Origin of the sequence: Thiomonas arsenitoxydans, from assembly GCF_000253115.1 — a bacterium.
GTDB lineage: Bacteria > Pseudomonadota > Gammaproteobacteria > Burkholderiales > Burkholderiaceae_C > Thiomonas > Thiomonas arsenitoxydans.
In genome coordinates, this window is record NC_014145.1 from 3604744 (window position 1) to 3616175 (window position 11432).

Sequence of the window (11432 nt, forward strand, 5' to 3'; positions counted from 1 at the left end):
CTGGGAGTTTGTGGACAGCCTGCCGCCTGCCCACCGCCCGTCCACCGGTCGGCGGCTGCCCACAAGCTCCACAGCGCCCCGCCACCTCATTCCATTCCCAAACCCGAGCCATCCCGTGTTTTACGAACGCCCTCACACTAGTTCGGGCGCTGCCACCCGATAGGGTCGCCGTCCCAAGTGCTTGTGATAGGCGCCCCAGCCTGCCCCGTTGGGCAATAATCGCTGCATGAGATCGTCCGTCCCGGAGAGCCGGTCGGCCAGCGAGAGCAGTTCCGCTTCCGGGGTTTGCGGCTCTCGCAGGCCCATCCACGCCGGGGCATGCGCAACAGCGGCCAGAATGTGCAGCAGCGCCATCTCGTGTCCGGCAGGCAGGCGGATGCGCCAGCGGGCGATGGCGCCGGCCACCCATTCGATGACGGTGGTGCGATGACCAATGAGTCGCCCGCGGTCGCTCATCCCCCAACTGCCATCGGCACGCCGCCGATATTCTTCCGCCTTGCCGGCGTCGTGCAACAGCGCCGCCAGCACGGCCAGATCCCGGTCGACATACGCCCGGTCGGTCGCCAGTGCGCGCACCTGCTCGGCCACTTCGACGGTATGGCGCAGATTGCCCGCTTCGTCGTGATGGTGTCCTTCCATCGAAGACGGGCCGGTACAGAACCGTCGAAACCGCTCTGCGTCCCAAAAGAGGGCGTTGAGCAATAGGCGGTGGGAAACCGGCAAAGCCTCCCACAGCCGGTGCGCGCGCTGCAGTAGCGCAGGCTCTACCGGCCATCCGGGCAATGCGGTCTGGAACAATCCCAGCTCGGCCACGGGCCGCTCCAAGACCACCAGCCGCGCGATGGCCAGGCAGCCGTTCTCGCTGCGCCCAGGGCCGCTCCAGCGCGGACTGACCAACACCCCGCTGCGCAGCCGGGCATCGAGTTGGCCGGAGGACCAGCAGGCTTTGAAGCTGGCCTGGGTGTGAAACAGATGGGCCGTGTGATGCAAACATCCGGTCGCATCGGCTCGGCTGTTGACGCTGGCCAGCCGGTAGATCTGCGGCAACATCGGCAAGTCGCTGGGACAGGGGTGCGTGAGATCAGTCATATTGGGCTCCATGTGCGGCGGCGGGCAGGTTCTGCGTCACGTCCACACGGGCCATAGCCGTGATGAGCAAGCGCTCGAACGCCGAGCCATCACGACGGGTCAGGTTGGGGACGTAGCGGCTGTAGACCTTGAACAGCATCTCGGTGGAGGTGTGTCCCATCTGCCGGGCGATCCATTCGGGGTTCTCGCCGGCGGCCAGCCAGAGGGTGGCGGCCGTATGCCGGGTCTGGTAAGGGCGCCGGGGCGTGGAGCCGAGATAGCGCAGCAACGGGTACCACACGCGCTTGGTGACGTTGTTGTGATCCAGCGGCTGGCCCTGGCGGTTGCAAAACACCCAGTTCTTCAGAGTCCCGGTGCGCGCAAATTGCCTTTGGAGGGCCTCAAGCACGACCTGGCTCATCTGCACGTCACGGTTGGACTCGATGGTCTTGGTCTCGTCTTCCTCGCCCGCCACGAGGGTTTCGCGAATGAGAATGAGGCGGCGCGAGAAGTCGACATACTTCCACTTGAGCCCGTCGATCTCTCCGGTGCGCAGTCCGGTAAAAATACGCACGGTGTAGTAATCCCGGTAATCCTCGCGCACGGCCGCGAGCAGCGCCTTGACCTCGTCGAGGGTGAAGGGCTGCACGTCGCTCTTGGCGACCTTGAGCGGTTTGATGTTGTAAAACGGACAGGTAAACTGGTAGCGGTCGGAGGCTTCAAAGAGGATTCCGCGCAGGATGTTCATCACTGCGTTGATTCTGCGGGGTGACAGGGTTTCCTTCTTGCGGCCCGGAGCTTTGGCGAGTGAGGACCGAAAGATCAGAATCTGTTCCCGCGAGATGCTTCCGACTTCCTGCTGCCCGAAGTGCGGCAACAGGTGCACCGAAACGATGTCGGCAACCGTGCGCTGGTAAGAGCGCCGCCATTGCACGGCGTTCTCGGCTTGCCATTGCTGCGCGAAATCGGCGAACAGTGGGGTTGGAGGAATCGCTGCCGCCGTAAACGTCGCTGTGGTACTCGGCGGGGCCGACGTTGCGGATGCTATTGCCGATCGGGTGCTAAATCCTGCTTTCGGGAAATAGGCGCCTGGATCAAACGTCCCAAGTTGCATATCGCGTTGGATTCGTGCAGCAAGCCGCTCCAACTTCTTCCGGTTCTCTTTCGTGTCCTCCATGGACGTCTGTTCACGGTAGCGCTTGCCGCCGTGCCGGAAGTCCAGAAAGAGCTTGCCCGTGTCTGGGCGGACTCGGATGTTAGGCATGACACACGCTCCCGTCTGCCATCCGAATCGCCGAAGACTCGCCCGACAGCGCGTTGAGGTCTTTTTCGATCTGCTCCCAGATGTAGAGGATCTTGCGGCGCCCGAATGGGCGCACGTAGTGAATGCCTTCAAGCAGCACGGAGTCCTTGAGACGTTCGCGGATTGTCCGCGCGTCGTACTTGATCCGGGCTGAAAGCTCGTCGGTGGTGAGATAGGTGCACATCGTGTTGCTCTCCTAGTAAGATGCGTTGAAGGTCGGATTCACTCCCCATTGCTCGGAATGATCTCCTAGAGACCATTCTATGTCGTTGTAGATCTTTTGCAAGCCAAAACGATCTCCCTGTTGCAAAAATGATTCGCTGGAGGTCATTGTGATCAAGTGCAGACTCTCTTCACTGCTGGGCGACCGCAAACTCAAGATTGCGGACGTCGCGCGCGACACCGGGATCAACCGCGGAACCTTGACGCGCCTCTATCACGAGACTGCAGAGCGGATAGAGCTCGATGTGCTGGACAAGCTTTGCGAGTACTTCGGGTGTGAAGTGCAGGATTTGCTACGGCACGAGGCCGGAACCTCGGCACGATAGCCCACGAGGCCAGATCCGCTTTTTCGCATCCCCCACTATGACCCAGATAAGGGGGTGCGCCGCGAGGCCATTCCGGCGCCGAATCTTGGCGCCTGCCGCAGCTTTAGATCGATATGGATAGCAGACAGCGCAGCGCGCAGCTCAATGCAGATGGGGCCCCGGCGGAGCGGTCTCGCTTGTGCTCCCGCAACACTTCTTGAACTTCTTCCCGCTGCCGCATGGGCATGGTTCGTTGCGGCCGACTTTCGACGTGGCGCGCACGGCGGGAGGACGCTGCCGCCCGAATCCGAAGTCATCCTCGACGATCCCTGCAGGCACCGCCTGCCGCCGTTCTTTCCAAAAAGCGTGAATCTTGATCAGCATCGGTGCGACGGCCTGCATCCACAGCTCGGCATTGCTTTCATTCTTCGTGGAGTTGATGCCCGTCTCCGTACCCAGTCGTAGGAAAGGCGTCACCCAGGTTGGCTGAATCACCCATAAACCCGCCCAGGCCTCACGGTCGAACCGCGTGCCCAGCAGGAACCCTTCGCACCATTCGGCGGCGCCCCATTGCGCGCCACGCCAATAAATGGGCTCGAACGCAGCCGGGTCGGTCAAGAAGGTTTGAACAATGCCATTCAGAAAACGCATCAGCAGACCCATGATGCGATTGGCCTGATCGAGATCAGCGAATACGGCCTCTTCCTGCCCTTCGTCGGCATCCCACACCCAGGGCAACCACTGCGATGGCATCACCACGCGCGGGCCGATGAGTATGGCCGTCAGATACCCCTCCAGCATGGACAGATCCATCGACCGATCCTCCATATCGGGCTGAGCCAGAAAATCGCTGAGCTCGTCGAGCTCTTCGGCAGTCAGGGCTTGGTTGAGATCGGTCATGGAGATAGTTTTTCAAGGTGTCGTCGAAGGCATGCGTTACGGCTTCGTCGCCAAATAGCCCTTCGTGGGATAAACGGTCAAATCAGACGCCGTACCGGCGGGACACTCTTGCGGGTTGTTGGTATAGGTCACCTGACCGTTCACGACGCATTTGAGCAGTTTGTCGCCCGCCGCGATGAATGGGCGATTTTGAACTGGCGGCGTTTGCGGGGTCGCAGCCGTGTGGGCGCTTGGGTTGACGGGCACAGGGGCGACGGAGGTCGCCGGACTGGGCATCAGCGCACTTTGTGATGCGTGCCCGTGTAGCGGCCCTGTAACCGACTGAAACGTCTTAATCGACATCACCAAGGCAATGATCGAGACAGCGAACCAAGCCACCGCCATCCACGGAATCGGCTTCACGCCCCAACCTCCTGACGCGCAGGCATCTTGTGACTGCAACGCCCGCAGACCCAGAACCGGCTTGCATTGGTGGAGTTCGTTTTGAGCGTCATCTTCGTTCCGCACTGAACGCAGGTGGGCCGCCAGAACTCGCCCTCCGTGGCCACTGCCAGCAAGCGTTGCTGCACTTCAACGGGCTGCGCCAGAATGCGGGCCAGCAGCCCCCTGCCATCCACCCACACGATGTCATGCCGGGCCGCCAAATCCACCGCGCCGGGCAGGAACGAGGACGAGGTGATGAACAACGCCGTGCTGACGCCGTGATCGGTTTTCAGGCCTAGGAATTCGCGGATCGGCACTTCACTGATCTTTTTCCTTGACCAGTTCTTGCATTGCACGATGCCGCTCAACTGAGACTTGGACGCATCGCCGTAGAGCCGGATGTCGATGCCGCCATCCGCACCGAACGCCTGCGATGCGGTGAACCATCCCTCCTGTTGCAGCAGGGCCTCGCACAGCGCTTCAAAGCGCCGCCATTCGATCAGATCGAACACGGCTTGCGTCCAGGCTGTCGGCCGCGCAACGGCGGCCTCCGCCCGCTCGGGGGGACGCCAGCGGTCGCGCAGGTCATCGTCGATCAATACGTCTGCGGGTTGACTGGATCTGTGTGTTGAGGGGGACCGACGGCTCCCGAAGCTCGGCTCGACAGGCATCCAGCTCGAATCACCGCCCCGTCGGGTGGACATTGCCTGCAAGCCGAGGAGGAAGGCGCCGAGAGCGACGGCCAGCCACGCCCAGGGACGCAACGCCATGAACATGATCGTCAAGGGACTGTTTTGCAAAAAGCTCAGCGCAAGCAGCCCGCCCCCGCCGATGGCGAGCAACGTGAACCCCATTTCACTGAGGCTTTTGCGCTTGCGGCGGCGTGCCATCGTCAGACCCCGATCTTGGCTTCGAGCTGTTTTGCCACGTCGCGCCCCTGCTCATCGCGCTCCACCGCGAACAGGAACAGGCAGCGCCCGTCGCTGCTGCGCTCCCATTGCTCACCGGCCAGTTTTTTCTCGCGCGAGTCGTCGTTGGTCTTGTAGGGCTCGCCCTTGTATTCCACGACGAGAATGCGACCGTCGATGAGTTCGGCCACGAAGTCCGGGTAGAAGTAATCCGTGGCGGTCGGCAACCAGAACGAAGATTGCGGCTGGCGCTCGATGTTGCGCACCCAGAACTTCACCAGGCGGTGCGCGTCGATCAGCCGGGCGCATTGGAATTCTTCGGCTTCCTTCCCGCCGGGGGTCTTCTCCCGCAAGTCGTGAATCACCGGGTAGAAGTGCTTGTCGAATTGGTAGCTGCCCCGGTACACATTCCTGGCCGGATATTGCCCGGGCTGGAAGCGAAAGCTGTGCGGCGCGGCTTGTTCCAGCGGCGGCACAGTCATCTCCGGCAGCCGAAGCTGAAACCCCTGCGCCACGGCATATTGCCGCAGCCGTTCGATCTCGCGCTCGATGGCCTGCGCCAACTGGAACCGCGCCCGCACCAGCGCGGTGAGGGTCATGCGCCGGTCGTGCAGCAGGTGCTGCACCATGCGAAGCAGATAAGCCTGTAATTGCGGCTGCGACACATCGGGCTGGCGCAACTCCCGATCCAGCCACGCCACCAGGTCTTGCTCGGACACATGGCTGGGGGCATCGTCGAGGTGAAGCTGCGCGGTGTCGATCTTTCGGTATTCAACGCGCGCGGCGTTCACGTCGATCTGGAAGGTGTTCACCGTCTCGGTGATGTTGAACCCGGCCAGTTGTGCGGGCTGCTTCGCCAGATTCCAGTCGCCCAGTCCGGTCAGTGTCTCCCGCTCCACCGTTTCCAGGTGACCGTCGAGGTTCAGACAAAGCTGCGGGATGGGGACGAAGGTCGCGCCCAGTTGCGCCGGGGCGCGCATCGCCTGGCGCAGGGCGCGGAAGTCGTCGAACTGATCGCGCACCTTGTCGCGTTCCTTGGCGGGAACGGTGTGCTCGACGAAGGCTTGCGCCTGCGCCAGCGTGTCGGCGCTGACATCGCCGCGCAGAATCACCGTCGCGCCCAGCGAAGTCGGGCGGATGTCCACGGCCTGCCGCAGCGGTTCCGGCCAGTGCTGGGTGTCAGGCGCTTGTGAAACCTGCAGCGTGAAGTCAGGAATCGCGTTTGGCGCCCTGCCTTGTCCCCCTTGCAAATCGAGTGAGCCCTGCGGCAGCAAGGCCGCTGCGGCCTCGAAGCGCTCGAAGCCCATGTTCTGCACCATGCGGTCTTTGAGCGTGGACGCCGCCTGGGCGAAGTTCTCGGCAATGATGTGGGCATAGGCCTTGTTCAGCGCCTCCTGCTGGCGCGAGCGGGCATAGGGCATGCGCAGCACGCGGCCGAGCAACTGCTCCACGTCCTTGGCCGAGTTCACCGATTGCAGCGAAGCCAGCACATAGGCAAAGGAGCAATCCCAGCCTTCCTTGAGCGCTTCCACGGTGATGACGTAGCGAACCGGGCAGGCGCGGTCGAACAGGTCGATGCCGTCGAGTTCCTTTTGCGCGCCGGTGGCCACCGCGATCTGATCTTCGGGAATCTTTTGCTCGTCGATCAGGTATTGGCGCACTACCTCCACCGTGGCCTCATTCCCTTTGGGCGCCGCCTGAATCAGGACGATGGGGCGGATGTAGTCGGGCTCGGCCTGCGCCGTGGTCTCCAACTGGTCGCGGGTGCGCATGGCGTCGGCCACACAGTCGCGCCAGCCTTGCGGATGCTCGGCCAGCACGATGGGCAGCTTGATCATCTGCTCGGCCTTGAGTTCTTGGGCGCTGACGTGGTGCAGCACGTTGTTGCCCGCAACCGGCGTGGCGGTGAGTTCGATGATGCAACTGGGATTCACCCGCCCCAGCGTCTGGAAAAAGCGCTCGGTGCGGTTGTTGTGCGCCTCGTCCACGATGACCACTGGGCGCTGCAGGTGCAGCCAGTTCGCCACGGAATACTTCACCCGCCCCACGTCCTTCTCGGTCAAATAGGGCTGGCTCAGCAGATCGGCGGCGGTGACTTTCTCTAGCCCCTGCGTGAGCTGCGGCGGCAGGTTGTCGAAGTGCGGCGCCAGTTCCTCGAAAAAGGCGTACACATTGCGCTGCGCGGTGTTGCTGACGTTGAAGCTCTGAATGGTGGCCACCACCACGATGGCCGTCTTGCCCACGTCCTGCGGGCTGAGGGTCTGCAGGCTGTCGAGGTCGCACACCTGCACGCGGTCGCCGAAGGAGTGCGCGAGCGCCTGCCGGTAGGGGTGGCGCACGTTGGCCAAGGCTTCGAGGGTCTGGGTGCGGATGGTGTCGGAGGGCGTGAGCCACAGCGTCACGGGGGCATCGGTGTCGAGCAGGGTGCGCGATGTCGCGGCGATGCAGTGCGCGGCCAGCAGCGTCTTGCCGCCGCCGGTCGGGATGCGCAGGCACACGGCGGGGGTGTCACCGAAAATCGGCTGGTAGGCAACGGCCCGTTCCTGCCCTGCCAGGGTGGCGGCGAAGGCTTGCGCCACGGGCTGACTGCGGCAGCGCTGCAAAAACCCGGTGAGCGCATCAAGGGTTTGCTGCTGGTAGGTCTTGAGAGTAAGCATGACGGTCAGCGCATCTTGATGTCGTAGGGAATCTGCTTGAAGGTGATGCCCTCGGCAGCAAGCCGCGCCGGGCCAAGGCGGCTGCTCTCGCCGTAGATCACCTTCGGCCCGGTATGCGCCGCCAGGGCATTCAGATGCTGCAACACCGGATGGGTGAGCACATTGCCGCCATCGGGCCTGCGATCGCCCAGAATGCCGTTGTAGAGCAGGTAGTAGGCCGTGCCGTTGTGCATGCCCAGCAAGGGTGAATCGAAGGCCTGCGCGCCCGGCTCGCCCACTTCGAGGTGCCAGACATAGGCGGCCAGCGTCGCAAAACGCACGGCGGCGTTGATATGGCCGTGGGCGTCGAAGGCCGTCTCGCCCAGGGTGTAGAAACGAAAACCGCCGCCGCCCTTCCAGCCCACGGCTTCACTGATGCCGCCTTGTTCGCCGTCGATGACCTTTTGCAGGCGGGGAATGCAATGGGTGCGGGCGTGCTCGCCCATTTCGATGCCGATCCAGCGACGGCCCATTTTGTGCGCCACGGCGGCCGTGGTGCCGGAGCCTAAGAAAGAGTCGAGGACGAGGTCGCCGGGGTTGGAGGCTATGTGGATGATGCGTTGAATCAGGGCCTCGGGCTTCGGCGTCTCAAATGACGCCTTCTCACCAAACAACAGTTCAATCTCGCGCGCGGCATGCTGGTTCAGTCCAACATCATCCCAAATCGTGGGAGCCGACATGCCGCTCTTGGCTTCCGTCTTGAACAGCTTTCTCATTGGCGTCCCAGCTTTGCCGTCTTTTCCCCAAAAGAAACGCCGTTCAGCCACCATCGTGAGCATTTCTTCCTTTTTGTAGACCCAGCAACGACCTTTCCGCGGCCAGACTTCCTCGCCAGTGAACGGATTTTTGACCGGATAAATTAGGCTCTCCACATATCGCCCTCCCTTGGCGTTGCCTGTTGAATCGACCTTTCGAAATGGGCCTCTCTCATCAAATCCGAACGGCTCTTCATAGATTCGATATTGGGCATCGGCCTTCTCCGTTCGCTGCATCAGATTGAACGCATCTTCGGCCAGCGTTTTTTTCGAGTTCGCAAAACGCGTCTTGGAAAAAGCAAAAATGTGGTCGTGTATTGCGCCGATTTTTCTATCGTTCGGCGCTCCATCACGCCGTTTCCATGCAATATCTGCGATAAACGATCCCCTCCCAAACACCTCATCCATCAACACCTTGAGGTAGTGCGCTTCGTTGTCGTCGATGGTCACCCAGATCGAGCCATCCTCCGTCAGTAACTCGCGCAGCAGTACCAGCCGCGGGTACATCATCGACAGCCACTGGCTGTGCTCCAGCTTGTCGTCGTAGTGCTCGAACGCGCTCTGGGTGTTGTAGGGCGGGTCGATGAAGATGCACTTCACCCGGCCCGCATAAAAGGGAATCAGCGCCTTGAGCGCAAGCAGGTTGTCGCCCTGGATCAGCAGGTTGTCGGCCGCGTCGCCGTAGGTCTGTTGTTGGTGGAGCAGGTGATAAGGCACGTCGCGCGACGTTTCCTTGGCCTGGTTTTTGTTGACCCAATCGAGAAATGGCATGGGGTGGTGTGTTGTATGAAGGCGTGCCGCCAATGACTACGCCGCGAGCAAGCGTAGCAAGTCGTCCAGCGTGGGTTCTATTTTTCGCCCGACTTGCAAGGCATCAGCGCCGAAGTGCGCCGCGTAATGGCGCGGATCGAGCAGCGCAGCAACCTGGTCGAACTGGTGAATGCGCTGGCGGATGGCGTAGTCCACCACATGGCCTGCGCCTTTGCCGTGGGCGCAGCGCACGGTCACACGCAAGCCGCTGCCGCGTTGCACGTACAGCGCCTTGACGTGCTGCAAAAAGGCCTGTTTGGTTTCGCCCTCGCCGACAAGGAGCAGGGTGCGGTATTGCGGGCGATTCGGATGTCGCGGCGCCATTACAGATTGGGCACCGCGCCAAACGCACCGGCCATGTATTTGCCGTACAGGCTGACATCGCTGCGCACGCCGCTGATCTGATCGAGCCGCAGGGCGGTGCTCTCACAATCCGCGTTCTTCTCCACCAACATGACCTGATGTTTATCCAGCAGGTTCAGCACTTCGATGGCGTGGCTGGTGAACACCAACTGGGCGTTATGCGGATTGGTCCGCTGACTGGCAAAGAGATCGAGAATCGCTGCCAGCATGTGGGGGTGCAAGTCGCTCTCGAATTCATCGATCACCGCCAAGCCGCCCTTGCTGAGGGTGGGCAGCAAGAACGAGAGCAAGGAGAACGCGCTCTTCGTGCCGTTGGACTCTAGGAAAAAGGGCAACTCGAAATCCTGACCGTGACTGGCATGGCGGCCGTAGGGCATCCAGACCTTCTGTTTGACGTCAGGGTTGAGCAGGTTCTGCGCGACTTCGGACTCGCGGATGCTCAGTCCAGAAAGGCCCAGATCCCAGCCGCAGAGCAGACGTTCCATCTGCTCGCGCAGAGGCGGGTTCTCATAAAAGCTCTTGCTGGCCTGCAACACGGCAAGATCGCCCGTCTGGACACGGCCCACCATGTTGACATTGCTGCTGACGATGGGCGTGGCGAGCTTGAGCGCCAAGGGCACGCCGTATTGCGCAGCCCAGGCAATCAGCGAGACATTGGGCCGCGCTTCCACCGCCTTGGTGGGGTCAAGGCCAAAGTCCTGCTGTCGCACGGAGTAGCTTGCTTTGGCCTCAATCCAATCTCGGATGTAAACATAGCGAAAGCGGTCATGTTTGCGGTACAGCGCTTCGTGCAGCACCCGCTGCGGGGTGCAACGCAGCACATAGCGCCACAGATCGCCCTGGATTTCAGCGGTGCATTCCAATTCCACCGGCTCGGCTGCGCTGGCAAAGTGAGGTGAAATGGGAATGGGCGCACCGGGCTGCGTTTGCTGGAACGAGGCACTCAGAAACCAGCCCAGAAACGCCAAGGGCTTGAGCAACGCTGTCTTGCCGGACGCGTTCGCGCCGATGACGCCCAGCACCTTGGACACACGCTGACCGGCAGCGCTGGTCGCCATCCAGTCGGTGTGGGGAACGCGCTGATTGACGACGAGATCGATCTCGACACGGTCCAAGAAAGACTGGAAATTGGTCGCCGCATAGCTGTGCAGCATAGGGTGGGCTCCTATCTTCAATTTCGCACGCAATTTCGTGTGAAATCAATTCAGCCTGGCCATTATGCCTTGTCGATAGGGCCATCGAGATCCGCCCGAGTTTTAGAGCGCCTCGGATCGCCACCGGCATCACAACTAAAGTAGGGGGCGGGTTTGATCGATCGGCGCATGTATTTCATGCCATCCCGTTCGAAACTCCGTGCCCAATTCAGGGGAGTTCATGTTGACCGAAGGTCATAACGCGCGTGCAAGGCGCCTTGGTTTGGGCACGAGATGGGCACGGATTGGGCACCGTGCCCAAAATGCCGCAGGCAACAAAAAAGCCAAGAACCGCTAAGTCCTTGGCTTCATTGAACAAATTTTGGTTGCGGGGACAGGATTTGAACCTGTGACCTTCGGGTTATGAGCCCGACGAGCTACCGAGCTGCTCCACCCCGCGCTGGAAGCTGTAAATCATACTTGAAGGCCGCCCTTTGTGCAAGGCGCCCCGTTCGCCTATGTCTTAATTGGCGATTGGGGGCCTTG

At 61.5% G+C, this 11432-nt stretch carries 11 protein-coding genes and 1 tRNA gene; 1 reads left to right on the plus strand and 11 read right to left on the minus strand.

Annotated elements, in window-relative coordinates:
* Positions 1-132 precede the first annotated feature (132 nt).
* The 3 genes from THI_RS17040 to THI_RS17050 are packed head-to-tail and all read right to left on the minus strand — an operon-like array spanning position 133 to position 2555.
* Positions 133-1089, minus strand: a complete 957-nt coding sequence (locus THI_RS17040; protein WP_013107493.1) for an HD domain-containing protein — start codon at positions 1087-1089, stop codon at positions 133-135.
* A complete protein-coding gene (locus THI_RS17045; protein WP_013107494.1) occupies positions 1082-2332 on the minus strand; it encodes a site-specific integrase in 1251 nt (416 codons plus the stop codon). The genes THI_RS17040 and THI_RS17045 overlap by 8 nt, the downstream gene beginning before the upstream one ends.
* Complete coding sequence (locus THI_RS17050) at positions 2325-2555, minus strand: hypothetical protein (protein WP_013107495.1); 231 nt, start codon at positions 2553-2555, stop codon at positions 2325-2327. Before THI_RS17050 ends, THI_RS17045 begins: the two co-directional genes overlap by 8 nt.
* A 148-nt stretch (positions 2556-2703) precedes the next feature.
* On the opposite strand from THI_RS17050, the gene THI_RS17055 reads away from it, so the two are divergent.
* Positions 2704-2919: a helix-turn-helix domain-containing protein gene (locus THI_RS17055; RefSeq protein WP_013107496.1), complete on the plus strand. Its 216-nt coding sequence runs from the start codon at positions 2704-2706 to the stop codon at positions 2917-2919.
* 141 nt (positions 2920-3060) lie between these two features.
* Here THI_RS17055 and THI_RS18990 read toward each other — a convergent pair whose 3' ends face one another.
* The 8 genes from THI_RS18990 to THI_RS17095 all read right to left on the minus strand — a co-directional run bounded on the left by THI_RS18990 (position 3061) and on the right by THI_RS17095 (position 11346).
* Positions 3061-3798, minus strand: coding sequence for a UPF0149 family protein (locus THI_RS18990; protein ID WP_013107497.1), 738 nt, complete (start codon positions 3796-3798; stop codon positions 3061-3063).
* Positions 3799-3834: 36 nt separating this feature from the next.
* Complete coding sequence (locus THI_RS17065) at positions 3835-4200, minus strand: hypothetical protein (RefSeq protein ID WP_013107498.1); 366 nt, start codon at positions 4198-4200, stop codon at positions 3835-3837.
* Positions 4197-5111, minus strand: a complete 915-nt coding sequence (locus THI_RS17070) for a restriction endonuclease (RefSeq protein WP_041609060.1) — start codon at positions 5109-5111, stop codon at positions 4197-4199. The genes THI_RS17065 and THI_RS17070 overlap by 4 nt, the downstream gene beginning before the upstream one ends.
* Before the next feature lie 2 nt (positions 5112-5113).
* Positions 5114-7786 carry a DEAD/DEAH box helicase gene (locus THI_RS17075; protein WP_013107500.1) on the minus strand — a complete coding sequence of 891 codons (2673 nt, stop codon included), beginning with the start codon at positions 7784-7786 and terminating at the stop codon, positions 5114-5116.
* Between the two features lie 5 nt (positions 7787-7791).
* Positions 7792-9384: a site-specific DNA-methyltransferase gene (locus tag THI_RS17080; protein ID WP_231836258.1), complete on the minus strand. Its 1593-nt coding sequence runs from the start codon at positions 9382-9384 to the stop codon at positions 7792-7794.
* 3 nt (positions 9385-9387) lie between these two features.
* Positions 9388-9714, minus strand: coding sequence for a hypothetical protein (locus THI_RS17085; protein WP_013107502.1), 327 nt, complete (start codon positions 9712-9714; stop codon positions 9388-9390).
* Complete coding sequence (locus tag THI_RS17090) at positions 9714-10907, minus strand: AAA family ATPase (protein WP_013107503.1); 1194 nt, start codon at positions 10905-10907, stop codon at positions 9714-9716. The genes THI_RS17085 and THI_RS17090 overlap by 1 nt, the downstream gene beginning before the upstream one ends.
* Positions 10908-11269: 362 nt before the next feature.
* Positions 11270-11346: transfer RNA gene (locus THI_RS17095), tRNA-Met, on the minus strand.
* Positions 11347-11432 lie beyond the last annotated feature (86 nt).